26 protein-coding genes are annotated in these 25,892 nt (G+C 35.2%); 9 read left to right on the forward strand and 17 right to left on the reverse strand.

Annotated elements, in window-relative coordinates; genetic code table 11:
* Nucleotides 1-285: 285 nt before the first annotated feature.
* The 3 genes from pgm to H3T56_RS10970 form a co-directional block, all read right to left on the reverse strand.
* Nucleotides 286-1,923, reverse strand: a complete 1,638-nt coding sequence (gene pgm, locus H3T56_RS10960; protein WP_034903334.1) for a phosphoglucomutase (alpha-D-glucose-1,6-bisphosphate-dependent) — start codon at nt 1,921-1,923, stop codon at nt 286-288.
* A 74-nt stretch (nt 1,924-1,997) separates the two neighbouring features.
* Nucleotides 1,998-2,501 carry a replication initiation regulator SeqA gene (locus H3T56_RS10965; protein WP_198193034.1) on the reverse strand — a complete coding sequence of 168 codons (504 nt, stop codon included), beginning with the start codon at nt 2,499-2,501 and terminating at the stop codon, nt 1,998-2,000.
* Between the two features lie 21 nt (nt 2,502-2,522).
* Nucleotides 2,523-2,708 carry a hypothetical protein gene (locus H3T56_RS10970; protein WP_034903340.1) on the reverse strand — a complete coding sequence of 62 codons (186 nt, stop codon included), beginning with the start codon at nt 2,706-2,708 and terminating at the stop codon, nt 2,523-2,525.
* Nucleotides 2,709-2,874: 166 nt separating this feature from the next.
* Here H3T56_RS10970 and H3T56_RS10975 point away from each other — a divergent pair, with 166 nt between their 5' ends.
* Both H3T56_RS10975 and gloA read left to right on the forward strand, forming a co-directional pair.
* Nucleotides 2,875-3,363: a glycine zipper 2TM domain-containing protein gene (locus H3T56_RS10975; protein ID WP_217332195.1), complete on the forward strand. Its 489-nt coding sequence runs from the start codon at nt 2,875-2,877 to the stop codon at nt 3,361-3,363.
* Between the two features lie 228 nt (nt 3,364-3,591).
* On the forward strand, nt 3,592-3,999 hold the full coding sequence (gene gloA / locus H3T56_RS10980) for a lactoylglutathione lyase (protein ID WP_086354280.1): 408 nt from the start codon (nt 3,592-3,594) through the stop codon (nt 3,997-3,999).
* 61 nt (nt 4,000-4,060) lie between these two features.
* Here the strand turns inward: gloA and gmk are convergent, their stop codons facing one another.
* Nucleotides 4,061-4,690: a guanylate kinase gene (gene gmk, locus H3T56_RS10985; protein ID WP_086320315.1), complete on the reverse strand. Its 630-nt coding sequence runs from the start codon at nt 4,688-4,690 to the stop codon at nt 4,061-4,063.
* Between the two features lie 229 nt (nt 4,691-4,919).
* Here gmk and H3T56_RS10990 point away from each other — a divergent pair, with 229 nt between their 5' ends.
* Both H3T56_RS10990 and H3T56_RS10995 read left to right on the forward strand, forming a co-directional pair.
* Entirely contained in the window at nt 4,920-5,615 is a 696-nt protein-coding gene (locus H3T56_RS10990) for an AzlC family ABC transporter permease (RefSeq protein ID WP_144190239.1), read from the forward strand.
* Nucleotides 5,612-5,935: an AzlD domain-containing protein gene (locus tag H3T56_RS10995; RefSeq protein WP_034903355.1), complete on the forward strand. Its 324-nt coding sequence runs from the start codon at nt 5,612-5,614 to the stop codon at nt 5,933-5,935. The genes H3T56_RS10990 and H3T56_RS10995 overlap by 4 nt, the downstream gene beginning before the upstream one ends.
* A gap of 59 nt (nt 5,936-5,994) precedes the next feature.
* Here the strand turns inward: H3T56_RS10995 and H3T56_RS11000 are convergent, their stop codons facing one another.
* From H3T56_RS11000 to H3T56_RS11035, 8 genes are all read right to left on the reverse strand, one after another.
* Complete coding sequence (locus tag H3T56_RS11000; RefSeq protein ID WP_086354276.1) at nt 5,995-6,894, reverse strand: heme biosynthesis HemY N-terminal domain-containing protein; 900 nt, start codon at nt 6,892-6,894, stop codon at nt 5,995-5,997.
* 10 nt (nt 6,895-6,904) lie between these two features.
* Nucleotides 6,905-8,335, reverse strand: coding sequence for a uroporphyrinogen-III C-methyltransferase (locus H3T56_RS11005; RefSeq protein ID WP_198193001.1), 1,431 nt, complete (start codon nt 8,333-8,335; stop codon nt 6,905-6,907).
* 22 nt (nt 8,336-8,357) lie between these two features.
* Nucleotides 8,358-9,092, reverse strand: coding sequence for a uroporphyrinogen-III synthase (locus H3T56_RS11010; protein WP_198193003.1), 735 nt, complete (start codon nt 9,090-9,092; stop codon nt 8,358-8,360).
* A complete protein-coding gene (gene hemC / locus H3T56_RS11015) occupies nt 9,092-10,009 on the reverse strand; it encodes a hydroxymethylbilane synthase (RefSeq protein WP_198193005.1) in 918 nt (305 codons plus the stop codon). Before hemC ends, H3T56_RS11010 begins: the two co-directional genes overlap by 1 nt.
* Before the next feature lie 118 nt (nt 10,010-10,127).
* Nucleotides 10,128-11,495: an adenylosuccinate lyase gene (gene purB / locus H3T56_RS11020; protein ID WP_198193007.1), complete on the reverse strand. Its 1,368-nt coding sequence runs from the start codon at nt 11,493-11,495 to the stop codon at nt 10,128-10,130.
* Between the two features lie 29 nt (nt 11,496-11,524).
* A complete protein-coding gene (hflD, locus tag H3T56_RS11025) occupies nt 11,525-12,175 on the reverse strand; it encodes a high frequency lysogenization protein HflD (RefSeq protein WP_034902253.1) in 651 nt (216 codons plus the stop codon).
* Between the two features lies 1 nt (nt 12,176).
* A complete protein-coding gene (gene mnmA / locus H3T56_RS11030; RefSeq protein ID WP_065651014.1) occupies nt 12,177-13,295 on the reverse strand; it encodes a tRNA 2-thiouridine(34) synthase MnmA in 1,119 nt (372 codons plus the stop codon).
* Nucleotides 13,296-13,512: 217 nt separating this feature from the next.
* Nucleotides 13,513-14,199, reverse strand: coding sequence for a LexA family transcriptional regulator (locus H3T56_RS11035; RefSeq protein WP_198193009.1), 687 nt, complete (start codon nt 14,197-14,199; stop codon nt 13,513-13,515).
* 155 nt (nt 14,200-14,354) lie between these two features.
* Between H3T56_RS11035 and H3T56_RS11040 the strand changes: the two genes are divergently transcribed.
* A complete protein-coding gene (locus H3T56_RS11040) occupies nt 14,355-14,582 on the forward strand; it encodes a helix-turn-helix domain-containing protein (RefSeq protein WP_065578965.1) in 228 nt (75 codons plus the stop codon).
* A 54-nt stretch (nt 14,583-14,636) separates the two neighbouring features.
* Here the strand turns inward: H3T56_RS11040 and tpiA are convergent, their stop codons facing one another.
* Nucleotides 14,637-15,401 (reverse strand): triose-phosphate isomerase, encoded by a 765-nt coding sequence (gene tpiA / locus H3T56_RS11045; RefSeq protein WP_198193011.1) that lies wholly within the window; start codon nt 15,399-15,401, stop codon nt 14,637-14,639.
* 100 nt (nt 15,402-15,501) lie between these two features.
* Here tpiA and zapB point away from each other — a divergent pair, with 100 nt between their 5' ends.
* The 4 genes from zapB (at nt 15,502) to H3T56_RS11065 (ending at nt 18,969) form a co-directional block, all read left to right on the forward strand.
* The gene (gene zapB, locus H3T56_RS11050) at nt 15,502-15,747 is read left to right on the forward strand and encodes a cell division protein ZapB (RefSeq protein WP_034902244.1); all 246 of its coding nucleotides are present in this window, start codon (nt 15,502-15,504) and stop codon (nt 15,745-15,747) included.
* A gap of 76 nt (nt 15,748-15,823) precedes the next feature.
* Complete coding sequence (locus H3T56_RS11055) at nt 15,824-17,125, forward strand: DUF2868 domain-containing protein (protein WP_198193012.1); 1,302 nt, start codon at nt 15,824-15,826, stop codon at nt 17,123-17,125.
* Nucleotide 17,126: 1 nt separating this feature from the next.
* On the forward strand, nt 17,127-18,485 hold the full coding sequence (locus H3T56_RS11060; protein ID WP_086320306.1) for a DUF3482 domain-containing protein: 1,359 nt from the start codon (nt 17,127-17,129) through the stop codon (nt 18,483-18,485).
* The gene (locus tag H3T56_RS11065; RefSeq protein ID WP_082205063.1) at nt 18,433-18,969 is read left to right on the forward strand and encodes a C40 family peptidase; all 537 of its coding nucleotides are present in this window, start codon (nt 18,433-18,435) and stop codon (nt 18,967-18,969) included. The genes H3T56_RS11060 and H3T56_RS11065 overlap by 53 nt, the downstream gene beginning before the upstream one ends.
* A gap of 67 nt (nt 18,970-19,036) precedes the next feature.
* Here the strand turns inward: H3T56_RS11065 and H3T56_RS11070 are convergent, their stop codons facing one another.
* From H3T56_RS11070 to ruvX, 4 genes are all read right to left on the reverse strand, one after another.
* The gene (locus H3T56_RS11070) at nt 19,037-20,224 is read right to left on the reverse strand and encodes a histidinol-phosphate transaminase (RefSeq protein ID WP_198193013.1); all 1,188 of its coding nucleotides are present in this window, start codon (nt 20,222-20,224) and stop codon (nt 19,037-19,039) included.
* 283 nt (nt 20,225-20,507) lie between these two features.
* Entirely contained in the window at nt 20,508-24,050 is a 3,543-nt protein-coding gene (nifJ, locus tag H3T56_RS11075; protein WP_198193014.1) for a pyruvate:ferredoxin (flavodoxin) oxidoreductase, read from the reverse strand.
* 290 nt (nt 24,051-24,340) lie between these two features.
* Nucleotides 24,341-25,378 carry a phosphoribosylformylglycinamidine cyclo-ligase gene (purM, locus tag H3T56_RS11080; RefSeq protein WP_198193015.1) on the reverse strand — a complete coding sequence of 346 codons (1,038 nt, stop codon included), beginning with the start codon at nt 25,376-25,378 and terminating at the stop codon, nt 24,341-24,343.
* A 95-nt stretch (nt 25,379-25,473) separates the two neighbouring features.
* Nucleotides 25,474-25,890, reverse strand: a complete 417-nt coding sequence (gene ruvX, locus H3T56_RS11085) for a Holliday junction resolvase RuvX (RefSeq protein ID WP_232351438.1) — start codon at nt 25,888-25,890, stop codon at nt 25,474-25,476.
* Nucleotides 25,891-25,892 lie beyond the last annotated feature (2 nt).

The raw sequence follows: 25,892 nt of genomic DNA on the forward strand, positions 1-25,892 counted from the left end.
TCACAGCCGGTGCGTTAAGAGCGAACGAAGGCGGAAGGCAGTCACATCGTGACCACTTGCGTGGTCGCCGCGGGAGATTGTAAAGAGGGTTGGCGGCAACCCTCTTAACTCGGACGTAATCGTCATATAGAAATAATCGCAAAACCGAAAACGTCCGAAACTTACCGAATAAAAAATTTTGCGGAGAGGGGTTTTTGGGAAAGAAAAACCAGATGATTGTGCCATGAGTTAGAGCATTATTCATCTGGTTTTATATTCAATAGATTAATTGTTTAATCTACTTTTTTATTTTATCGCTTTAGCGACAATTTGTTGTGCTTCTTGTTGTAAGGTTGCTAAATGCTCGTTACTTATAAAGCTCTCGGCATAAATTTTATAGGCATCTTCAGTACCAGACGGACGAGCGGCAAACCAACCGTTTTGCGTGATAACTTTTAAACCACCGATTGGTGCGTTATTCGCTGGTGCAGTAGTTAGGCATTGGGTAATTTCTTCACCGGCTAGTTTATTTGTAGTTAATTGGCTGGCATCGAGTTTGGCTAATTTTTGTTTTTCAGTAAATGATGCCGGTGCTTGAATTCGACCATAATAAGAAACACCAAATTTAGCTTCAAGCGCTTGGTATTGCTCTTGTGGGTTTTTGCCAGTTTTTGCTGTCATTTCAGCCGCTAATAGGCATAAGATGATACCATCTTTATCCGTTGCCCAAACTTTGCCATTAGTTCTTAAGAATGATCCGCCAGCGCTTTCTTCACCAGCAAAACCTAGTTTACCGTGATAAAGTCCATCAGCATACCATTTAAAACCGACAGGATATTCAAGATATTTTTTGTTTAAGCTATTAGCTACACGGTCGATCATTGAGCTAGTGACTAGCGTTTTACCAATAGCGATATTTTGATGCCACTGTGGACGATTTTGAAATAAATAGTTTACGCAAGTTGAAAGGTAAGCATTTGGGTTCATTAATCCTTTCGGTGTAACAATGCCGTGACGGTCAGCATCAGTATCGTTACCAAAAGCTAAATCAAATTTATCTTTAAGGTTTAATAAACCAGCCATCGCCCAGCGACTTGAACAGTCCATACGGATCACTTGATCATGATCAAGATGCATAAAGCTAAATGTTGGGTCAATTTTATTATTGACGATTTCAAGGTTTATGCCGTACTTTTCAGCAATACGAGGCCAATAGGTAATACATGCACCGCCAAGTGGATCAACACCAATTTTTAGCGATGATGACTTGATTAATGATAGATCTAAAATATTTTCAAGATCGTTGACATAATCAGTTTCATATTCTTTAGTATGTACGAAGTCTGATTTTAGCGCTTTTTCTAAGCTGACACGTTTAACACCATTAAGGTTGTTTCTTAGCAGTTCATTAGCACGGTTTTCGATTTGTTTGGTAATATCAGTATCGGCAGGACCACCATTAGTTGGATTGTATTTTATACCGCCATCTTCAGGTGGATTATGTGAAGGGGTAATTACAATACCATCAGCTAATTGAGATTGTTTATCCTGATTATAAGTCAATATCGCATGCGATATTACTGGTGTCGGCGTGTACCCCCAATTTTGTGCTATAACCACGGTTTGTTCATTAGCTACAAAGACTTCAAGCACTGATTTTAATGCCAGTTCAGATAAAGCATGAGTATCTTGACCAATAAAACATGGTCCAGTGATATTGTTTGTTTTGCGATACTCGGCTACCGCTTGGGCAATTGCTAATATGTGTGCTTCGTTGAAGGTGGCTTTATTTGAGCTGCCACGATGACCTGATGTACCAAAAATAACTAATTGGCTAGCATTATCAACATCTGGTTGAATTTGATAATAGTTATTTTGTAATGTTTGGATATTAATTAGGTCAGATGGTTGAGCTAATAATCCCGCACGGCTTGACTTAGCCATTTTTTACTCCTCTTTCATAACTTTATTTTAATATTCACTTTTATAATCATTATGTTAGTGAATTGTTATATAGTCTACGGTAAAAAGGCATGGATAACTTGATTAATCATGCTTTCTGAAATACCCATGTCACTCATAATCGATTCAATAATATATAGTTTTCGCGCTGTATTCGTATTACTAATTACCCAATATGGGGTACCAACAATTTCTCTTGGTTTGGTGTTTTTTCCCGAAGTTTCTAAGGATTGTTTGTCTTTAGCTAGGTATTGCCGTTTACTGCCATGTAGTGACGTTGCTGCAATTGAAAATAGTGCCGGGTTGTAGTTATATAGCGCGCCAAGTAGTAATAAAAAACGGCTTATGATCGATTTTTCATTCGTGAATGCATCGCTAGTAAGGAGATCCTTAAAAATAGGGTAATGATTTTCTTTGGCTGATATAGGATCAGCTTTAGTCATTTGAGGTTGGTTAAAGTTTAATAAACGTCGCAAAATACTTGATGCATCTTCACCAATATGTTTAGTTTGACCTGCAATAAATTGATAAAGTTCTTCGTCGATTTCGATAGTTTTCATTCTGTTACTTTGCCTATTAAATTATTGTACTGGACAACCATTAACTGGAATGGTGTCAAAATTTAAACTTTTAGTTGGTCTGTCTTGTAAACAATCTGGTTTAGATTGATGTGTGACGGTTTCATTTTTTATCGTCGTTTGCTGATTTTCATCATGACAGGCCGTTATCATAACTGATAATAGTAAAGGAAAAAATAACCGTTTCATGTACTTATTGTATGCTAGATTAACAATTGAGCTGAGTATAACTCAAGTTAGCCAAAAATTGTATTATCTAATGATAAAATAATGAAAATGATATTGTTGTTTTTCAAAAAGAATATTATTCTAAACAAGGTATAAAAATATACTCAAATTATATGAGGAATAAATTATGAAAAAAATCGTCACATTAACTATTCTAGCAGCAATTTTATCTGGATGTAGTAATAGTGATATCTATTCTGGCGATGTTTATACAGCAGACCAAGCAAAACAAGTCCAACAAGTAAGTTATGGTACAGTTGTATCGGTAAGGGCAGTTAAGATTCAAGCAAATTCTGATGGTAACAATAGTGGTAATTTAGCTGGTACTGTAGGTGGGGCTGTAATTGGTGGCGTTTTAGGTAATACGATTGGTGATGGTACCGGTAGAATCTTAGCTACAGCAACAGGTGCCATTGGTGGTGCAATTTTAGGCGATGCGATTGAAAACAAATCTAGTCAAGCCGATGCGGTTGAATTAGAAATTAAACCAGAAAATGGTTCTAACTTTGTTATCGTACAAAAAGGTGATGTTAAACAGTTTTATGCTGGTCAAAATGTTAAATTAATTACTAATGGTAAACGCATCAACGCCGCACCAAGATATAGTGGTAAATAATCTCAGATTTATTTTAAATTTATCATTTAAAGCTGGCTAGTTTTATATAAATTTGCTTTCACTTATACTTGTTATCAGTGAAAGCTTCTTTTTATTGTAATTATCTTATTTGCTATTTTATCCTTATCAGCTAATTGATTATTTTGTCGACATAAAAATTTGCCTGTCTAATCACAAATCGCTAAACTCAAACTAAATGTTTTAATAGAAATAAGGAACTATATAGTAATGCGTATATTACATACAATGATCCGAGTCGGGGATTTAAAACGATCAATTGATTTCTATACTCGAGTTATGGGAATGACATTGCTTAGGACTAGTGAAAATCCGGAATATCAATACTCACTGGCTTTTGTCGGTTATGGTGATGAATCAACCAATTCAGTAATTGAATTAACTTATAATTGGGGAACTGAAAAATATGATCACGGTACTGCTTTTGGTCATATTGCTATTGGTGTTGATGATGTTGCTAAAATGTGTGAGGATGTTCGTCAAGCTGGTGGTCGAGTTACTCGTGAAGCGGGCCCAGTAAAAGGTGGTAAAACGATTATTGCTTTTGTTGAAGATCCCGATGGTTATAAAATAGAGTTAATTCAAAATAGCCAAGCGACTAAAGCATTAGGCAATTAATTCAGTTATTTTAATTTTTACTATCGCCGAGTGATCGGCGATATTGGTTATTAAAATTTAGTTAATATTTGGCCGTCAATAGATCGGTTAATAGTTGGTGATGGGCTATGGCTTGTTTGCTTTGTTCAAGACTAGCACTAGTCATAATGGCATTTAATGCAGTTAATGATTCATCAAAATCATCATTGATAATCACATAATCATATTCATTGTAATGTGAGATTTCAGATTGAGCTTTATGCATTCTTTTGCTGATCACCTGAGCATCATCTTGACCACGTTTGATGAGTCGATTTTCAAGTTCTTTGAGTGATGGCGGTAAGATAAAAATACTTTTTGATTCAGGCATTTGTTGTCTAACTTGTTCGGCACCTTGCCAGTCAATATCTAAAAAAACATTAATACCTTGCAATAGAGATTGCTCAATTTCGGCTTTAGATGTTCCATAATAGTGATCGAATACATGGGCATATTCCACGAAAGCATTTTGCTTAATTAATGATTCAAACTCTTGATTATCAACAAAATAGTAATGTTCACCTTGTTGTTCACCAGGTCTTGGTTTTCTTGTCGTATGAGAAATTGAAACTTTTGCTGGATGGTGGTTTTTTTGTGCTAAATAGGCACGAATAAGACTTGATTTACCAGCACCACTTGGTGCCGAGATAATGAATAAAGTACCCGTATACATAAATAATATTACCGTTTTTTAATAAGATAATGAGTGATTTTTATTGTCACAAACAGTCGATAGGCGCTATTATAGCAAAATTTGCTTATTGTATGTGGCTTATTGTTATATATAGATTTTATTATTAGCGATCAATGATATAACGAATAATACGGCAGTGAAATTGAAGCAACATTATTACAATTATTAAATATATTAGATAGCAGTTTATGTCATTAAGGAAAGGAAAATGTCTTTAACATTTAAAGATGGTGTACAAGCGTGTATTCCAACTTTATTGGGTTATATTGGAATAGGTATTGCCGCTGGTGTTGTGGGTAAAGCGTCTAACTTATCGGTATTAGAAGTGACACTCATGGCAATTATTATTTATGCGGGCGCATCACAATTTATCATCACCGGTTTAATGATGGTAGCAACGCCAATATCTGCGATTATTTTCACGGTGTTTTTAGTTAATTCGCGGCATTTTTTGATGAGTATGGCGACTGCGCCGGCATTTCGTCGTTTCTCATTATTGAATAATATTGGTATTGGTAGTTTATTAACTGATGAAAGTTTTGCGGTAGCCATGAATGCTATTGCTAATAAACAACCCGTAAATCCAGCCTGGATGCATGGCCTAAATATAACCGCTTATGCTGCTTGGATTCTATCATGTTTAGTTGGGGCATTGATTGGTGAATGGTTGCCCAATCCAGCACAATTTGGATTAGATTATGCTTTAGTGGCGATGTTTATTGGTTTACTTTATTTACAGCTAACAGCTGATAAATCTAAAACACTTTTAAATCGTGTTATTGTAATTTTGACAGTCAGTGTAATATTGATTTTTTTATTACGTTTTGTCTCATCCGAGATGGCGATATTACTTAGTACTTTTGCCGGTTGCTTTATGGGGATTATTGTGGAGCGTAAAGCATGAGTATTTATAGTCTATTAATCATTTTGGGTAGTGGTTTGGTGACTTGGTTACCTCGGGTTATCCCTTTCTTATTAGTCAGAAAATTGCAATTGCCTGAAGTGGTAATTCGTTTTTTATCCTATGTACCTATTTGTATCTTAACCGCACTGTTTGTCGAGAATCTTTTTATAGTTAAACAAGGTGAATTTCCTAGTTTTAATTTTGAATATTGCTTAGCTGCGCTGCCAACTATTGGTGTTGCTGTTTTGACTCGTAACTTGATGTGGGTGGTTATTGCTGGAATGAGTAGTATGGCATTAATTCGCTATTTTATTATCTAAACAGATTGTCTATTCAAACAAAAACAGGGCAATTGCCCTGTTTTACTATTTAATATTTTTTAGGTTCTTTCTTTTTGTTGTAATTTTAGAATACTTTTATTCAACTTTTCCGCTTCGGCAGTTTGACCTAATTGATTTAAATAGTTGGCCATTGCTTTTTGGTTAGCTAGGTTATTAACAATAACTTTTGGTTGTTGTTTCCACCATTTTATCAAAGCAAGTGGATCACTATTGGTTGATAATTGTTTGATACGGCCAATATATGCTGCTTGTCTAAACTGATCGAGTTGAGAATCTGGATAAGCTTTAGTTTTATACATGATTGGTAATAAATCAATAACGGATTGATAATCTTCCGTTTCATAATAGAGTTGATCGGCTAATCTCAATATTTCAACATTACGCGGTTTTTCGTTTAATAATTTTTCAATTGTGATTTTAGCTGCACTATATTCATGATTTTTGAGTTGTAAACGAATTTGTACCAGTTGAAAAGCAAATAACTCTTTTGGTTGGCAACATTTTGCCGCTTCGGCTAAAGATTGATTGGCGGCGATTAATTGGTCTGCATCAATTTGTGCTTGAGCTGCAAGTAAATAAGATAAAGTAGAGCTTTTTGCACCTTTGGCACTTTTCATAAATAGTTTTGCAGCTTGTTGATAATCACCTTGTAAAAGGTAAAATTGTGCTTGTTCAACCCGTTTAATTGATTTCTTCGGTGATTTTAATCTTAACCATTCACCAAAAGCAGTTTTTGAGTTAAAGACTTTTTTACCTATTTCATAAACTAAATACAGGACAAGCAATCCCAACAATTGTAGTATGACAAATGAGTTAAAAGACATACTTATTCTATATTTAGCAACTTCAAATATCGCTGAACCTTGATTGCCTTCAAGAATAGGGCCAAGAAAAAATCCACCGACTAATACTAAGAAAATAATGAGTATTTTTAACATTATTATTCTCCTATTTACCTAATGCTGATTTGACTCGAGTTTGCATTAATTTTTCAAGTTCAATAACGCTATCGAGTTTATCGGGGATGTTTTGATTACTAATCGATTGTTTTTGTAAACTATCAAGATCATTTAAGAACAATTTAACTGCTGATGCATTACCATCGAAATAAGCATTAATCCAAGTTGAAGCATCATGTAAAGCACGTTGATATATGAGTTCTTGATGTCTTGGTACTGCCTGCGCCGCAATTAATAACCGGAAACGAATATTTTCACGAAGATACAAGGTCTGTTCTAAACTTAAAGGTGTTTTTAAAATTTGGCATCTGACAATTTGCTTTTCATCATTACCTGCCTTATCGAGACAAGTGGCAAAATGGTTATCTTTTGCGTCTAGTTTTTCAATTTTGATAAATTTGTCCATAAATTTTTCGGCATTGACAAGTAAATTGTCTGACCAATCATCTATTGATGAGCTAACTTGATCTTCAGCTAAGTTCGATGACGGTTTATTATTTGTTGAAACCTCATCTGCGGTTTTAATTTCATTTTGGTTAACTGCCTGTGCAGCTTCTTTATAATTACCGACTAAAGGTAAGTCGGTTAATGATTCAGATAAACCTAATAGCTTAATAATAATCCCATCTTCATCAATAAAACTGATTTGTGATAAGGCATTAATATCTTTGCTAATGGCTTGTCTTGCGGCTAATAGACTTGGATCATTGGTTTTGGCCAAACTTTCATCAGCACTTTTCAATAATAAACGGGCACTGGTATAATCTTGGTCATTCCAAATTTTTCTACCCGCAAGGTGGACTAAATAGTTAGCCTGTGAGATTAACCAAACATTATTATCAAGTGTGGATAGGGCAGATAAACGTTCATTAATCGTATTCAAATTTTGTTCGTTTAACTTTGTTGCATCATTAATTTGTATGGTTAGTTGTTGTTGAATCTTTTGGTTTTCATTTAATTGGCGATCAACACGTTGCGATAAAGATGTAAATTGTTGGTTTTGTTGATTAACAGCATCATTAATATTAGTTTGCAAATCATTAATTATGCTAGCTTTAGTATTTTGCTTTAAGTTTGCAACCTCTGTTTGTAAGGTGGAAATCTTTCGTTTTTGATTTTCAATTTGTTTATATCCTTGGAAATAAACAAATCCACTTAAGCAAACTGTTAATGCTATGGCAAGTATTGACAGTTTTGATACCGGTGCGTGGGATTTACTACTATTAACCGATGAATTGGTAACCGATGAATTGGTTGGTTGTTCGATTTTTGTACTAGAAGTTTTTTTGATTGGTTCTTTTTTATCTACGTTCATCGTCGTTTTCGCTTCTTTGTTTGCATTAGGTATTGGCGGTTGACTAAATGAAGTGGTGCTGATGTTGGATAGTGTTGCATTGGCACCATAATATTTTGTTGACATAAATTAACCCCATTTAGATTTTTTAAATATTTTTGGCATTATGACATAGAGTTATCATTGTTTTAAATAAAAATTGATTATTTGCACTAACAATTTTTAAAACTTTTTGCCAATTTAACTGTTTAGCTTTTGCAAAAATTCTATCACTGGTTACGATTAGTTGTGCATCACGTTTATGTTTATTTTGGCAGTAAATATCCAGTTGTAATAGGTGATCAACACTCGTAATTAATATGATCTGTTGGGTAATATTTTCGGCTAATATGTTTGGTTTATAAGTAATAGTTTGACGAGTATAACATGCAATTGTTTTCACATTAACTGTTTGTAACTTTAGCTGCTGAGATAATTGTTGACCGCCTTTATCCCCACAAAGAATTAACGCATTATGACCACTTATGGATTGTTGATTTAATAATGATAATAATCCGGCACTATTTTCTTCATTTGGGTAATCAACATGAACGCTATTTTGTTGGCTAAATAATTCGGCAGATTTTTTGCCAATGGCAAAATAGCGAAGGTGATTAGGTAACCTGAGATTAGGTAGATGTTGTTCAATCATATAAGTGACTTGTGGTGAAACAATAATAACCATATCACCTAAATTGAGGTTATCCAATTGTTGCTGTAAATACCCCAGATCTTGACCAGCTAAGATATTAAAAAAAGGTAGATGTTTTGCTGGTATATTGGCTTGATTTAATAATAGGGTTAAATTATCCCCTTCGGGGGAAGGGCGAGTAATATAAATCATTAGTTAATTAGTTCCGCTAATATTTTATCAGCGCCTTTAGCTAATAATTTTGCTGCCAATTTTTCGCCTAAGCTCTCGGCTTCTGTAGCTGCGCCTGTTACGCTAACTTTAATAATTGTTGAACCATCTAGACTGCCAACTAAACCATTTAAGGTTAATAAATTGTTAGTTAAAAGACTTTGACAGGCAATAGGCACTTGGCAACCGCCTTGTAATGCCTGATTCATTGCTCTTTCAGCTTGAATACATATTCGGCTATGTTTATCATCAAGTGGCGCAAGTAATTGCAAAATTGTTTCATCATTAATTCGAGTTTCGATACCAATGGCACCTTGGCCTACCGCAGGTAAAATTAAGTCAGTATCAATGTATTGTTTGATTCGCTCTTGTAATCCTAGTCGTTTTAAACCGACAGCAGCTAGAATAATGCCATCATATTCTTGGTTATCCAATTTGGCTAAACGGGTACCAACATTACCACGTAAATCTTTGATGATTAAATGTGGATATTTAGCCCGTAATTGACATTGACGTCTTAAACTTGAGGTGCCAATGATAGCTCCATCAGGTAAATCATCTAAACATTGATATTGATTTGATATGAATGCATCACGAACATCATCACGTTGACAGATTGTGGCAAGCGTTAATCCTGTAGGAAATTGAGCTGGAATGTCCTTAATAGAATGAACGGCAATATCAGCTTCATTATCTAGTATGGCTTGTTCTAATTGTTTGACAAATAATCCTTTACCGCCGATTTTCGATAGCGGACTGTCCAATAGTACATCACCTTTAGTTACCATTGGGATTAGTTCAACAGTTAAATCTTGGTGGATTGTCATTAATTGTTGTTTAACAAAGTTAGCTTGCCAAAGGGCTAAGGGACTTTTTCTTGTTGCGATGCGGATTTTCAATGATGCTCCCTATCTTCCGAACTTTAACTATTTTTGTTGTTATAAGTCATTCAACATAAATTGGTTAACCTAAAACTCATTATATTTGAGCTTTAGGCTGCAACACTCATTATGTCATCTATAGTTCATCAACAAAATTAATGGCAAAACCAATGTAATTTGCTGGGGTTAGCTGTTTTAAACGAGCTTTTTCATGTTCAGGTAACGCTAACGAATCGATAAATTGTTGCATTCCTTGTGCGTCGACACGCTTGCCTCGCGTTAATTCTTTTAATTTTTCGTATGGTTTTTCGATACCATAACGACGCATCACGGTTTGAATGGGTTCTGCTAATACTTCCCAATTGCGGTTAAGTTCATCAAGTAGATACTCTCGATTAACTTCAAGTTTATTTAGACCTTTGAGTGTTGATTGATAAGCAATAATCGCATAACCAATACCTACACCAAGATTACGTAATACCGTTGAGTCGGTTAAATCTCGTTGCCAACGAGAAATAGGTAATTTACTACCAAGATGACTCATGATTGCATTAGCAAGGCCCAAGTTGCCTTCTGAATTTTCAAAATCAATTGGGTTTACTTTATGTGGCATAGTTGAAGAACCAATTTCACCAGCAACGGTTTTCTGTTTAAAATGATTTAGAGCGATATACCCCCAAACATCACGATCAAAGTCGATCATAATGGTATTAAAACGGGCAATGCAATCAAAATATTCAGCAATATAATCATGTGGTTCAATCTGGGTGGTATATGGGTTCCATTGTAATCCCAATGAAGTTACAAATTCTTCACTAAATTTATGCCAATTGATTTGTGGGTAAGCAACCATATGCGCATTATAATTACCTGTAGCGCCATTAATTTTACCAAGAATTTCAATTGACTCTAATTGTTTGAGTTGTCTCTTTAGTCGATAAACTACATTGGCAAACTCTTTACCGATGGTGGAAGGTGTAGCTGGTTGTCCATGTGTTCTTGATAATAATGGTAAGTCACGATAAGTCTTAGCTTGCGTGGTGATGGTTGCAATTAATTTGTTCCAGTAAGGGATAAGAACTGTGTCTCTGGCTGTTTTTAACATTAAAGCATAAGATAGATTGTTGATATCTTCTGATGTGCAGGCAAAGTGGATAAATTCATTAATAGCTTGCAGTTCTTCGTTAGTGTTAACTTTTTCTTTTAAGAAATACTCAACAGCTTTAACATCGTGATTGGTTGTTCTTTCGATTGTTTTGATGCGTATCGCATCTTGTTCATTAAAGTTGTCAACAATTTCATTCAGGTGCTTCGTTGCTTGTTCACTTAGCGTTGGTACTTCAAGAATATCTGCTTGATTAGAGAGTTTTTGTAGCCATCGAACTTCAACTTGCACACGATATTTTAACAAACCATATTCACTAAAAATGGTGCGTAATTCTGTTGTTTTGTCACCATAACGACCATCAATTGGTGATAGGGCGGTAAGAGCAGATAATTCCATCGGTTTTACTCCGTTGCTATTTTTTAAATTTAATAACTTTGTTGATTAATATCTTTTAATAATTCTTGTGCTGCATTACATATTCGTTTACGACCCAGCAAAATTTGCCAGCGACTACCACCAACTTGATACCATAAAATGGCAGAACGAACACAACCTAGTAGTGAAGCTCTAACTTTGGCTTGCACCAATGAATTTTGTAAATACTCCGCTTTACCTACTACTTTGATTTTGGTTGATAGAGGACTGATAATATCCGAATAGATTCCCGCTAATGAATAAGAGAGATCATCAACATGATTACTGATTGTCTCTTGATTCATATCTGAGTAAAGTCCAGATATCCGTTGCAAACGTTGATCTATTTTACCTAATGCATCATTATTTTTTAAAAGTTTGCTGGTGACACTTAATGCACCAAACAAATAACGGATGATTTCAACTTGTTGCTTTTGATTGGATGATAGTAGTGAGATAAGTGTTTCTAGGCCTGTTTTAATATTGGTAATACCATCATAAACATCATCAGTGGTTTTTGGCGATGTATTGAATATGCTTTTAATTGCTATTTGATAAAGCGTATTGTTACAAACCCCTGTATTAGCAAGTTGGGGAATAAGTGACGCAGATTGTGTTACGCCGGCAAGGGCTATTGCAATATGATGATATTTACTATTCATTTTAATGCTCCTTACTGCTTACAATTCGTTCCTCAATAATACCGCCACCAAGGCAGACTTCATCTTGATAGAATACCGCTGATTGTCCAGGTGTTACTGCTGCAACAGGTTGTTCAAACATTACTTGAATTTTATCTTGTTCTAATGGTGTGACACTACAAACAATATCTTGTTGACGATAACGCGTTTTTACTGTGCATTGAAAAGGTTTGGTCACAACTTTACGATCAACCCAGTGTAGTTGTTGAGCAATTAATCCATCTGAAAACAAAGCTGGATGATCATGACCTTGGGCAACAATTAATTCATTATTTTTTATGTCTTTGTCAACAACATACCATGGCGTATCATCGGCTTGTTTTAGACCACCTATGCCAAGTCCTTTACGTTGTCCTAATGTGTGATACATTAGCCCTTGATGTTGGCCGATAACTTCACCGTCTACAGTCCGAATCACGCCTGATTGTGCCGGTAAGTAACGAGCTAAAAAGTCACTAAATTTTCGTTCACCAATAAAACAGATCCCGGTTGAGTCTTTTTTAGCTGCGGTTGCTAGGCCTAGTTTTTCGGCGATTTTTCGTACTTGTGGTTTTTCTAGTTCACCAACAGGAAATAAGCTTTGTCTAATTTGATCTTCACTCAGCGTATATAAAAAATAACTTTGGTCTTTATTGTTATCTATACCGCGCAGTAATTCGACTTTACTTCCATTTTCTCGCTTGCGAACATAATGGCCAGTAGCGATATAATCAGCGCCAAGATCTTCGGCTGCATATTCAAGAAAAGCTTTAAATTTGATCTCTTTATTGCATAAAATATCAGGATTAGGCGTTCTGCCTGCCTTATATTCGGATAAAAAATGTTCGAATACGTTATCCCAGTATTCGGCAGCAAAATTGATTGTGTGTAATTTGATGTTTAATTTGTCACATACTGCTTGCGCATCAGCTAAATCGATCGCTGCTGAACAATATTCTTCTGTGTCATCTTCTTCCCAATTTTTCATAAATAAACCAACAACATCGTAACCTTGTTGTTGTAATAAATAAGCAGAAACAGAAGAGTCTACGCCGCCAGACATGCCGACAACGACTTTTTTTCGAGTGTTTATATTTGGCATAATAACTAAATCAATGGGCAAAAATTTTGTGATAATTTTAGCATAATTATGATGAAAAGTGTAAGGCTATGCGAAAGAGGGATAAGGGTTTGACTAACAAATTTTTATTAATAGTTGTCTGTTTATATCTATTCGCAGAAAAAAATTAATTATAGTTCCAAACTCCATTGATAATATCAATGGAGTTAAATTTAAAGATAGCATTATTATGGTGATCTTAATTAAGATCTTTCAGTAAATAGACCACATGGCCGATTATTTTAAAATCGTGTTGTTCTTTTTTGTCAACCACAATAGCTGGATATTTAGGGTTATCTGAAATTAAAACTAGGTTAGCACCTTGATTTTGAATACGCTTGATACTTATATGATCATCATACTGTACCGCATAAAGAAAACCATCAATAGGTTTAGCGTTAGCTTTATTGATAATAAGAATATCATGATTTGATATGGTTGGTTCCATACTGTCACCCTTAGCCCAAACAGCGATTAGATTATCAACTTCACAACTGTGATGTTTGATTAAGGTGATATCAAATGGGATTGTTTCTAAAACTGAAAATGCACTATTTGTTTCATTGAGATGATGAAATGGAATATCAATAGAACCTTTACCTTGGCTTTCTGGAAGTAAACGACATTCTCCTTTTCCTGTTGCAAGCCACTCGATTGGTATATCACATTTCTGAGCTATGGTTGCCAATCTATTTAGCGATGGATAGGTCTTTCCACATAAATAATCTCGTATTACTGCTTCTGACATTCCTACTTTTTTCGCAAAAGCGTTACCTGAAAGACCTTCTAAAACAATAGTTAATCGATTTTTAAAATTTATTACCCCCGTACTGGTTAGTGCTCGTGTTTTTTCTTGTTCAGACTGTTTTTTTACTTTATTTTCCATTGTTTTTCATTCCATTTTTAGATATTTTTTTGTTTTTATTATTTTAATTCGTTTTTTTATATGCTATTCTTTGCGGGTAACTTGTTATCGCTTTAGTCGCGTAATACCGATAATCTTTACAATAGCAAAAAATTTAACCAATAGAGGATCTCATAATGAGAGAACAAGATCAAGACTGGACACCATCAAGAGTTGTAGGTGAGATTAAAATCCGAGGCGGAAATTTAAGAGCGCTTTCTCGTTCAAGTGGTTTACAGGCTGATACTTTACGTAATGCACTATATCGACATTGTCCTAAATATGAACGTATTATCTCTGAATATTTACAAGTGCCTGTTGAGCAAATTTGGCCATCTAGATACGAAAAGAAGGGTAAAAAATAAGTTACAATTGTACTACTGAGTAGAAAAAGACGCCTAAAATAGGCGTCTTACGTTTTATTTCTTAGCTTGTTCTGCCGCTTTAACGATTGCTGCAAAAGCATCGACTTTTAATGAAGCTCCACCAACTAAAGCACCATCAATATCTGGTTGGGTAAATAGTTCAGCTGCATTTTTATCATTAACTGAGCCACCATATTGAATAATTACTTGTTCAGCTACAGCTGCATCTTGTTTTGCGATATGATCACGGATAAATTTGTGAACAGCTTGTGCTTGTGCTGGAGTTGCGGATTTACCTGTACCGATTGCCCAAACTGGTTCATAAGCAATTACCGCGCCATTAAATGCTTGTACACCTAATGCATTAATAACAGCATCAATTTGACGAGCACATACTGCTTGAGTTTGGCCAGCTTCGTTTTCAGCTTCAGTTTCACCAATACAAAGTACTGGTACTAGACCTGCTTCTTTTAATACACCAAATTTTTGGGCAATAAATTCATCAGATTCTTTGTGATAAGTACGACGTTCAGAATGTCCAATAATGACGTGAGTTACGCCGATTTCTTTTAACATTGTTGCTGATACTTCACCAGTATAAGCACCAGAAAGATGAATACCGACATCTTGAGCACCTAAAAGAATGTTTGAGCCACCTAATTGATGTGCTACAAAATCTAAATAAACGCTAGGCGGTGCAATTGCAATGCCACAGTTAGCGTCTGTTGATAGCTCATTTCTTAATCCTGCGACCAAGTCTTTTGCCATACTGATACTACCATTGAGTTTCCAGTTACCCATAACGAGAGGTTTTCGCATATTTTTCTCCAACTTAAAATTTAAAAAGGTGTTGATTTCAGAATGAATTAGTTATAATACTACTTATTATACACCAAATAAATTGAGCTTGAGGAAAAATATGTCATTAGAAATATTGAATCAATTAGAAACTAGAATTCAACATACTGTTAACACCATTAATACATTGCAACAAGAGATTGCTAGATTAAAGCAAGGTAATCAAGAACTTGAGCAATTAATTAATGATAGTTCTGATGAAATGAAAGCATTACGTGATGAAAATGAAAAACTAAAACAAGATCAACAAATTTGGCAGCAACGGATTCAAACTCTTTTAAGTAAAATTGGTGAAATCACCCAGTAAACGACTCAATCTATCTTAAACGCGACTTATGTCGCGTTTCTTTTATGACTAACCTAAATGTGAAAATTAAATAAAAATGCGTGAACAGCTAAAATCTTTATGGCTTACTGAAACTATTCATTTAATTGAGTCACAATCTGGATGCTTTGCTGATCAGGATATTAATCGGCAAGTTAAAGCTATGCCAACCTCTTTGGTTAATCGTATTGTTACGCGAGCCACCTTATTATCTAAACAAAATGGTTTATATTTGGCACAAAAAGTAATGTTGCGCTCAATTAAACTGTCATTTTTGTTATTATTGTTTTTATCACTTTTTATCGGTAGCTCGTTGGCATTTGGAGCGTTAAGTCAAAATCCAATCAATTTATATTTGGCATTATTTAGTTTATTGGGTGTTCATTTTATTACGCTAATTGTCTGGCTTTGTTCATTGTTATTTTTTTCTCGCTTTGGTGGTAGTTTATTAATTCACGGTTGGTTATGGATAGCGGAAAAACTCTACCAAAAAAAGACTGTGCAACAACTTGTTCCTGCTTTTATTTCATTATTTGGCTATCGAATTCGTTGGTTACTAGGCTTTGTACTTAATTTATTTTGGACAGTTATTTTAACTAGCGCTTTAATTGTTTTGTTAGTGCTTTTTGCTACCCAACATTATAGTTTTGAATGGAAAACAACTTTATTAAGTGCAGATTCAATTATTAAATTAACTCATTATCTAGGTTATTTGCCATCTTGGTTTGGATTTTCTATTCCAAAAGATGATGTGATTAAACTGAGTGAACATGCATTAAGTTCTGGTGATATTCGTTCTTCATGGGCGATATGGTTACTTGGCGTTTTTATTTTTTATGGCTTAACTGTTCGTTTACTTCTGATGATTTTTTGTGGTGTCACCTGGATGGTAACCAGTCGAAAAATTAAGTTAAATTTAGATGATCCTGATTATCAAATCCTCGCGCAACAATTACAACCATTAGTCACTAACGTAGAAGATGAAGATAAATTAGGTGAAAGCAGATGGCAATTGCCGATTTCGCAAATTGAAGAAGGGCATGGTATCTATTTGGTGGCAGTGGATATCGTTGAAAGTTGGAAACCTACAACTACAGTTCCGTTCTATGGCTTTCTCAATACCCGTGAACAACGGGTTGCTATATTGGACTATTTACAATTAAAACCGGCGAAAAAATTATTAATCGCCATCGATACGGATCGCGCCCCTGATCGCGGATTATTAAACTTCATTCAACAGCTAATTAATAAATCCCAGCAAACTCGGATATGGTTTATTAATCACGGTAAGCAATTTCATAATTGGCAATCGTTATCTTTACCATTAGCCGAACCTAATTGGTTAGAGCAGGATAATTAATATGATTACTTCATTGAAATTAGCAATAGTTGGCCATGCAAATTTTGGCAAAACTTCGCTTTTGCGAGCATTGTCGCACAATAGTCATTTTGGTGATGTTTCAGATAAACCGGGCACCACAAGACACGTTGAATCGATTAAATTGTCTTTGGCTAATAATACCGACATTACTTTTTATGATACTCCGGGTTTTGAAGATAGTTTGGCGCTTTATGATTATATAACACAAATTCTACCAGCAAATTCTAAGCTAGATGGTATCGATAAATTAACGACTTTTTTACAAAGTCCGGAGGCTGAAAACCTTTTTAATCAAGAAGCAAAAGTCATCAGACAAGTGTTAAATTGTGATGCAGCTATCTATGTCATTGATGTCCGAGAGCCTGTGCTACCTAAATATCACGATGAATTAGCCATATTAGCGAATAGTGATAAACCTATTCTTGCTGTCCTTAATTTTACTTCAACCAAAGAACAGAATGAAAAGGAATGGAAAAGATTGCTTTCAATAATAGGTATCCATGCTATCATTGGGTTCGACGCTGTATTTCCACCCATAGATGGTGAAGAAAAATTATACAAAAGTTTAGCTTTACTAATTGAATCAGCTAAAAAAATATTGGATAATTGGTTAGATAATATAACGAGGATTCGTGAATCACGTAATCATACAGCAAATAAGCTTATTGCCGAAGCATTGGTTGATGTGACTGCTTTTTATAAAATGGCAAAATCAGATGATAAGCAAGCTGTAACTGATATGCAAAATAAAGTTAGGCTACGTGAACAAAAAGTAATAAATGATTTATTGCAACTCTATCAATTTGATTCAACTCAAGAGAGTGAAGAAAATCTACCTTTAATTAAAGGTAGATATAACGCTGATTTGTTTAATTTAGATGCGTTGAAATTGATGGGTATACATTTGACTAAAGGATTTGTATCTGGTGCAACTATCGGAGCAAGTATTGATTTAGCTACTGGTGGATTATCCTTTGGTTCAGCTGCATTAATTGGTGCAGCCGTGGGTAGTTTGATGCAAACTGCAAAGCATTACGGTTCTAGAATGCGTTATCAGCTTTCTGGATATAGTAAATTAAGCGTTGATGATGTGATTATTTGTTTTCTTTCTTTACGATTAGTTCAACTTAAAGAGAGTTTAAATTATCGCAGCCATGCGAACACCAGCCCGATTAGATTATCTAAGCTAGATAAAAATGAGTGGCAAAAAGGTGTGTTACCTAAAAGTCTAAAGGTAGCAAGACGTTATTCGCATTGGTCGACTTTAAATAAAGGAACAAAAAGAAATGATAAAAAAAGACAGTCGGTTATTAACCAAGTTGCGCAACAATTGCGGTAGTGTTAAAAAACGATGTTTAGTAATTTCGATTATTTTTTCTCTGTTTGTATTGTTTGGTTGTAGTAGTAGTCAAGGTCAAGTAGCGGTAAATAAATCAGATCCAGTTATTTTGGCAAAAATCGATCAACATTATAAAAAATGGAAAAAAACGCCATATCGTTATGGTGGTACAACCTTAGCTGGTAGTGATTGTTCTGGTTTAGTTATGAATTTCTATAAAAATAGATTATCAAAAACTTTGCCAAGAAGTACTGTAGAACAAGCTAAACTAGGCTATAAAGTTACTACTCCTAAAGCGGGTGATTTAGTATTCTTTAAAACCGGTCGTAGTCGTAGCGGTTTACATGTTGGTATCTACTATGCAGATGGTAAATTCCTACACGCTTCAACATCAAAAGGTGTTATTTTCTCTAATTTAAAAGAAGATTATTGGAAAAAACATTATTGGATGACTCGTCGGGTTATCGATACTAAAGTTAAGTAAAATTTTAGACTCACTGATATGAACTATACAGTGAGTCTTTAGCATTCCTTCCTTAGTTGTTTCAATTTTATATCAGTGATTTTTCCCTTAAACCATACAATATATTGGCAACATACAACATTTCACCAGGTGTCCCTAACGATATACGACACCAGTTGGTAGCTGGATTGAAATCACGACCTATCAATATAAAATTTTTCTTCATTAATTCACGATATTGTCCCAACTCAATTGGGCTTTTATGAAACATAAAGTTTGTTTCCGATTTAAGATAGTGTAATCCTAATTCTGATAATACTTTCTCCATAATATTACGTGATACATCAGTTGCTTTCTTTGAGTAGGTTAAAAATTGCTTGTCATCGATTGATGCAAGAGCGGCACAAACACCACAGTAATTAAGCTTTTCACCTGCTACATATTGACCAATATTTTTGATATTGTCGGGGGAACTAACAATATAACCGACTCGCAAACCGGCCATAGCATGAATTTTTGAAAAGGTTTTTAGTAAAATAATATTGCTATAACCTTGTAAAATTAAACTATCGACAGAACGGAAAGCAGGGTCATTGACAAATTCAGCATAAGCTTCATCAATAACAAATAATGTATTTTTAGGCTTACTTGTTATCCATGATTCTACTTCTTTATAACCAATTACCGTAGATGTTGGATTGTTCGGATTTACTAAATAAACAATCGAAAATCCTTGATGATTTTCAACCGCCTTACGTAAACCGTTAATATTAATTTGCCAATCTTCTAAAGAGGGAACTTTAGTTACTTTCAAATTAAAGATTTTTGCGAAGTGTTCTCCATCACCATAAGTTAACTCTGGAATAACAAGTTGAGTGTTAGGGTTTATGTGGGCAGCTATAGCACTACGAATACCCTCAGATGATCCTGCTGTTAATAAAATATGTTCATCACTAACATTATGATATTGTGCTAGTCTTTTACTCAATAATGGAATTTCAGCTTTTGCATATCGATTCGCTTTTGGTACTGCATCGATGGCTGCTTGTTTGGCTGTTCCCGACATGCCTATGGCATTTTCATTAAAGTTGAGTCTAACTGGATTATCTAGGCTAGGTGTAACAGCGGTATCCATCACTGGCAGTGAGAATGAAATCGTTTTTTGTAACTCGCTAGCATAAGCTTTAGATAACAATTGATTTACAGATAACCCCGCAATAGCAGCGGTAGAGAAACCCAATAATGTTCTACGACTAATGTTTAAATTTGTTACCATAATTCACCTCACAGTTCAGTCCGCTTTTATAAAAATATTGCAAAATTTATACCAATTTAAAAAAACAGATAGAAATAGCTGATATCAAATTGATAAAATTGAAGATTGGTGAATTTATGATGTGTAAATACTAAATAGCTAGATTGAAAAAAGCACTAATTTAGTTCGAGTTTGCACAACATTATGTCCATATTTAAGATCATTGCTAATATTAATGAATATACTAACAATGATCTTAAGATCTCATAACTAAGGCTATTTTTACCTGATAGTTATTTTGTGATTAACTATCTGCTGGCGTTTCAATATCAGAATAGGTTGCCAGCATTTGCAAGAATTTATATTTAGAATTTACCATTTTAGTTGATTGCGCATGTAAAGTATTGGCAATAACTGGTTCGAGTGTTTCTAAACGACGGAAACGTTGCTCTTTAAGTAAAACTTCCGTTAATGATTCACTGTTTGGTGCTTTAGAGTCTAACACTAAACCTGGTTTTCCTTCTTGCATACGACGCGGATCATAACGATATAATGGCCAGAAACCTGATTTAACTAAATCTTTCATCTGTTCATGAGATTTAGATAAATCGTAACCATGTTCTTCACAAGGGCTATAAGCAATAACTAGAGAAGGGCCATTATAAGCTTCAGCTTCTTGTAATGCTTTAAGTGTTTGGTTCAATTGCGATCCTAAAGCAACTTGGGCGACATAAACGTGACCATACATCATTACACTGACCCCAAGATCTTTACGAGCTTTATGTTTACCTAAATCAGCAAATTTGGAAACTGCACCCATTGGTGTTGCTTTCGATTGTTGTCCGCCAGTATTAGAGTAGCATTGGGTATCAAGCACTAAGATGTTAACGTTTTCGGTTAAACTCATTACATGATCGAGTCCACCAAAGCCAATATCATAAGCCCAACCATCACCACCAATAGCCCATACTGATTTATCAATCAAATAATTAGCATCTTGCATTAACTCTTTAGCTTCAGCTGAAGTTAAATGCGCTAATTGTTGACGTAATAAATTAACTTGAGTTCGTTTTTCATCAATAGATAAATCTGGTGATTGTAAATTGATAACAATCTCTGGTGAAACTTCACCGGCAACATGTTCAAGCAAACGTAATGCTCGTTTTTTATGTTGATCATAAGTAATACGATAACCAAGTGCAAATTCGGCATTATCTTCAAATAGTGAATTTGCCCAAGCTGGTCCACGGCCATTGCGATCGGTTGTATATGGGGATGATGGTAAATTACCACCATAAATTGACGAGCAACCAGTTGCATTAGCAATAGCGAGATGATCACCATATAATTGGGTTAGTAGTTTGATGTATGGTGTTTCACCACAACCAGCACAAGCACCAGAATATTCAAATAACGGTGTTAATAGTTGTGATGTACGTACATCAATTCGTTCTAGTGTTTTGATTTCCCGATCAGGAAGGTCGGTGAAATAATTATAATTAGCACGCTGAGTTTCTAGATTGTCAATTCGTGAACGCATGTTAATGGCTTTGATATCAAAGTTATTACGGTCACGTGAAGGACAAACTTCAACACATAAATTACATCCGGTACAATCTTCAGGCGCAACTTGTAAAACATAACGTTGACCTTTCATATCACGAGCTTTTACTTCAAGTGAACTTAGTGACTCAGGTGCATTGAGCATATCATCTGGTTCAACAACTTTTGCTCGAATGGCTGCATGCGGACAAGCAACCACACAATGGTTACATTGAGTACAAAGTTCAGGTTGCCAGATTGGTATTTCTTCAGCAATATTACGTTTTTCCCATTTTGTGGTGCCAACAGGCCATGTTCCATCGGGAGGAAAAGCTGAAACAGGTAAACTATCACCTAAGCCAGCTAACATAGTTGCAGTGACCATTTTAACAAAATCAGGAGCATTGCTTGGCACAACTGGCGGACGTGATGGACTACTTTCATCAACACAACTTAATGGAATTTTCTCAAGAGATGCAATGGCTAAATCAAGTGCTTTCCAGTTATTTTCAACAATATCTTGTCCTTTACTGCTGTAACTTTTGGCAATAACTTCTTTTAGTTGTGAAATACTAAAATCATTTTTAAATATTTCTGATAAATGGAAGAAAGCGGCCTGCATGACCGTATTAATTCTTGCCCCTAAATTACATTCTCGAGCAATTTTAGCTGCATTAATTATATAAAAATGTGCTCTTTTCTTAATTAGTTGAATTTGCACTTCTTTAGGTAATCTATGCCAAACTTCATCCTTACTATAAGGTGTATTTAGTAAGAAAATACCATCATCTTTTAATCTTTCAACTATTTGATATTTGTCGATAAACTGATCTTGATGACAACCGATAAAATGGGCACTGGTTATCAAATATGGTGAATCTATTGGTTCAAGGTTAACTCGAAGGTGAGAAGTGGTTAAACCACCAGCTTTTTTCGAATCGTAAACGAAATAACCTTGTACATAAAATGGTGAACTATCACCAATGATTTTGATATTATTTTTGGTCGCCGAAACTGTACCATCACTGCCTAAACCATAAAATAGAGCTTCAAGTGCTGATTTTTGTGGAATGGATTTTTCTGGTAATGGTAGTGACAAGCCGGTTATATCGTCATAAATACCCACAGTAAAGCGAGGTTTAGGTTTCTCTGTTGTTAGTTCATTAAAAATGGCTAACACACAGCGAGGATCGAACTCTTTGGATGATAAACCATAACGGCCACCAATAATTTGTGGTAAATGGTTACGTTCGCCACGCGAAAAACTCTCTGCAAATGCTGTCATTACATCTAGGTAAATAGGTTCAGCTTGTGCGCCGGGCTCTTTGGTACGATCTAGCACGGCGATTTTTTTCACAGTTTGCGGAATTATGTCAAGTAGATGAGTCGCTGAAAATGGTCGGAATAATCTTACGATAACGACGCCAACTTTTTCGTTATTTTTAATCAGATGATCGACAACTTCCTTCGTGGTGCTGACGCCGGAGCCCATAATGACAATGATACGTTCAGCATCTTTTGCGCCATAATATTCGAAAGGTTGATACTTCCTACCTGTCTCTTTTTCAAAGGCTTGCATAGCATCAGCAACATGATTGAAAGTATTCTCATAATATGGATTAACTGCTTCACGGCACTGGAAATATGTATCAGGATTAGCTGATGTACCACGAATGACTGGGTTATCAGGCGTTAAGGCGCGGTGGCGAAAAGCATCAATAGCTTGATTGGGAAGCAAATTACGAATCTGTTCATCACTGATTGGATAAATTTTATTTACTTCGTGTGAAGTTCTAAAACCATCAAAAAAGTGAATAAATGGTACTCTACTATTGAGTGTCGCTATTTGTGCGATTAAGGCTAAATCTTGGGCTTCTTGTACCGAGCTAGAACACAGCATGGCAAAACCAGTTTGCCTAACTGACATAACATCAGAATGATCGCCAAAAATAGATAAGGCATGAGTTGCAACAGTACGGGCGGCAACATGTAATACAAATGGTGTTAATTCCCCAGCTATTTTATATAGCGAAGGAATCATTAATAACAGACCTTGCGATGAAGTAAATGATGTTGCTAATGCCCCAGTCATTAATGCACCGTGTACAGTTGATATTGCTCCCGCTTCCGATTGCATTTCAACAACTTTCGGTGTATCACCAAAAACATTGGGTTTATTGAACTCCGCCCACGTGCTGGCTTGTTCAGCCATAGATGAACTTGGAGTTATTGGATAAATAGCAATGACTTCGTTTGCACGATATGCGACAGATGACACCGCACTATTAGCATCTGATATGATCATTAAAAAACCTTGTATCTTAGAGTATTATGACATTACTTAGTTATAATAATTTTGCTTATTGTACCAGAAACTAAGATAGCTTTTAGTTATTTTTAAGTTAAATTTTTGGCTAACTATACGTTTTTAGTAAAAATAAAAAAGGCAGGGGATTTGCATATTAAAACATAAGGTAGATATTGCAGATTGATACTAAAAGGAATTTTTTTGAAGATTTTTATATCAATATTTTTTTGTCCAGTAATATTGACTGATTAGTTACTATTACTAGACAAAAATTGATATCGTATATATTACTGAATAACAACTCGTTCAGTTGATGAAGAGTGTTTTATTTCGCCAAGTAACCAAGCTTTTTCACCATGCTCATTAAGTAAATTAATGGCTTGTTCAGCTAACTGTTTTGGTAAAGCGATGATTAAACCTACTCCACAATTGAAAGTACGGTACATTTCATGACGGCTTACATTACCTGCTTGTTGTAACCAATTAAAGATGGCCGGCCATTGCCAACTAGATTCATCAATAACAGCTTGAGTATTATCAGGTAAAACTCGTGGAATGTTTTCCCAAAAACCACCACCAGTAATGTGTGCAATAGCATGAACATCAATTTTCGAAATCAAATCAAGCACTGATTTTACATAAATTTTAGTTGGCGCAAGTAAGTGATCTGCTAATGGTTTTCCGTCTAATTGTTCTGTCGTTGGATTAACACCACTTACTTCGATAATTTTGCGTACTAATGAATAACCATTTGAATGCGCACCACTTGATGCAAGGGCAATTAGTGCATCACCATCTTGAACTTTACTACCATCAATCATTTCTGATTTTTCAACTACACCGACACAAAAGCCCGCTAGGTCATAATCATCACCATGATACATACCTGGCATTTCTGCGGTTTCACCGCCAACCAATGCACACCCAGATTGTTTACAACCTTCGGCAATACCAGTAACGACTGTTGTGGCGACATCGACATTTAATTTGCCAGTAGCATAATAGTCGAGGAAAAATAAGGGCTCAGCTCCTTGAACGATCAAATCATTAACGCACATGGCAACCAAATCAATACCTATTGATTCATGACGATTTAAATCCATTGCAAGGCGTAATTTAGTGCCAACACCATCAGTACCTGAAACTAAAATAGGTTGTTTATATTTTTCTGGAATTTCACATAATGCACCAAAACCACCAAGTCCACCCATAACTTCAGGACGTTTGGTCTCTTTAACGACAGATTTAATACGATCAACCAATTCATTGCCAGCATCGATATCAACACCAGCATCTTTATAGCTTAGAGATTTATTATTTGACACGGGGAGCAGTCCTTTCAATAGAAAAAATTGCTTGTTATTTTAGCAAGGATGAAATTTATTGGCGACTAGTTATTGTTAAAATAATCTATTCATTATCAAGATTCTCTATTTTCGAACCAACTTTCTAAAATAATAATTGCCGAAGTCGCATCAACATGGCTTTTTTCAAGGGCTCGGTAGCCACGTGAAGCAAAAATATGTGATTTTGCTTCAACGGTTGATAATCGTTCATCTTGTAAATGAACTTGATAGCCAAACATTCCATGCAGACGGTTAGCAAATTTGCGTGCTCTTGCGGTTAACGGTTGCTCTGTGCCATCCATATTTAGTGGCAATCCTACCACTAAATAATCAGGTTTCCATTCATTAAGTACTTTTTCTATTGACTGCCAATTAGGAATGCCATCTCGAGCTTTGAATGAACAAAGTGGATTCGCAGTCTTGGTTATATCTTGACCAATAGCTGCGCCGATGCTCGCTGTACCAAAATCAAATGCAATGATGGTAGCCATAA

It is taken from the genome of Gilliamella sp. W8123 (assembly GCF_016101085.1).
GTDB lineage: Bacteria > Pseudomonadota > Gammaproteobacteria > Enterobacterales > Orbaceae > Gilliamella > Gilliamella apis.

What these genes read in the sequence shown, in the direction of transcription:
- H3T56_RS11070 (WP_198193013.1), bottom strand. Translation starts at nt 20,224, where the DNA reads ATGGTAACAAATTTAAACATTAGTCGTAGAACATTATTGGGTTTCTCT.
- H3T56_RS10965 (WP_198193034.1), bottom strand. Translation starts at nt 2,501, where the DNA reads ATGAAAACTATCGAAATCGACGAAGAACTTTATCAATTTATTGCAGGT.
- H3T56_RS10975 (WP_217332195.1), top strand. Translation starts at nt 2,875, where the DNA reads ATGAAAAAAATCGTCACATTAACTATTCTAGCAGCAATTTTATCTGGA.
- H3T56_RS11040 (WP_065578965.1), top strand. Translation starts at nt 14,355, where the DNA reads ATGAGAGAACAAGATCAAGACTGGACACCATCAAGAGTTGTAGGTGAG.
- H3T56_RS11035 (WP_198193009.1), bottom strand. Translation starts at nt 14,199, where the DNA reads ATGGAAAATAAAGTAAAAAAACAGTCTGAACAAGAAAAAACACGAGCA.
- H3T56_RS11065 (WP_082205063.1), top strand. Translation starts at nt 18,433, where the DNA reads ATGATAAAAAAAGACAGTCGGTTATTAACCAAGTTGCGCAACAATTGC.
- H3T56_RS11055 (WP_198193012.1), top strand. Translation starts at nt 15,824, where the DNA reads ATGCGTGAACAGCTAAAATCTTTATGGCTTACTGAAACTATTCATTTA.
- H3T56_RS11010 (WP_198193003.1), bottom strand. Translation starts at nt 9,092, where the DNA reads ATGATTTATATTACTCGCCCTTCCCCCGAAGGGGATAATTTAACCCTA.
- purB (WP_198193007.1), bottom strand. Translation starts at nt 11,495, where the DNA reads ATGGAATTATCTGCTCTTACCGCCCTATCACCAATTGATGGTCGTTAT.
- gmk (WP_086320315.1), bottom strand. Translation starts at nt 4,690, where the DNA reads ATGTATACGGGTACTTTATTCATTATCTCGGCACCAAGTGGTGCTGGT.
- tpiA (WP_198193011.1), bottom strand. Translation starts at nt 15,401, where the DNA reads ATGCGAAAACCTCTCGTTATGGGTAACTGGAAACTCAATGGTAGTATC.
- mnmA (WP_065651014.1), bottom strand. Translation starts at nt 13,295, where the DNA reads ATGCCAAATATAAACACTCGAAAAAAAGTCGTTGTCGGCATGTCTGGC.
- H3T56_RS11000 (WP_086354276.1), bottom strand. Translation starts at nt 6,894, where the DNA reads ATGTTAAAAATACTCATTATTTTCTTAGTATTAGTCGGTGGATTTTTT.
- gloA (WP_086354280.1), top strand. Translation starts at nt 3,592, where the DNA reads ATGCGTATATTACATACAATGATCCGAGTCGGGGATTTAAAACGATCA.
- nifJ (WP_198193014.1), bottom strand. Translation starts at nt 24,050, where the DNA reads ATGATCATATCAGATGCTAATAGTGCGGTGTCATCTGTCGCATATCGT.
- H3T56_RS10970 (WP_034903340.1), bottom strand. Translation starts at nt 2,708, where the DNA reads ATGAAACGGTTATTTTTTCCTTTACTATTATCAGTTATGATAACGGCC.
- ruvX (WP_232351438.1), bottom strand. Translation starts at nt 25,890, where the DNA reads ATGGCTACCATCATTGCATTTGATTTTGGTACAGCGAGCATCGGCGCA.
- zapB (WP_034902244.1), top strand. Translation starts at nt 15,502, where the DNA reads ATGTCATTAGAAATATTGAATCAATTAGAAACTAGAATTCAACATACT.
- H3T56_RS11005 (WP_198193001.1), bottom strand. Translation starts at nt 8,335, where the DNA reads ATGTCAACAAAATATTATGGTGCCAATGCAACACTATCCAACATCAGC.
- hflD (WP_034902253.1), bottom strand. Translation starts at nt 12,175, where the DNA reads ATGAATAGTAAATATCATCATATTGCAATAGCCCTTGCCGGCGTAACA.
- H3T56_RS10995 (WP_034903355.1), top strand. Translation starts at nt 5,612, where the DNA reads ATGAGTATTTATAGTCTATTAATCATTTTGGGTAGTGGTTTGGTGACT.
- pgm (WP_034903334.1), bottom strand. Translation starts at nt 1,923, where the DNA reads ATGGCTAAGTCAAGCCGTGCGGGATTATTAGCTCAACCATCTGACCTA.
- H3T56_RS11060 (WP_086320306.1), top strand. Translation starts at nt 17,127, where the DNA reads ATGATTACTTCATTGAAATTAGCAATAGTTGGCCATGCAAATTTTGGC.
- H3T56_RS10990 (WP_144190239.1), top strand. Translation starts at nt 4,920, where the DNA reads ATGTCTTTAACATTTAAAGATGGTGTACAAGCGTGTATTCCAACTTTA.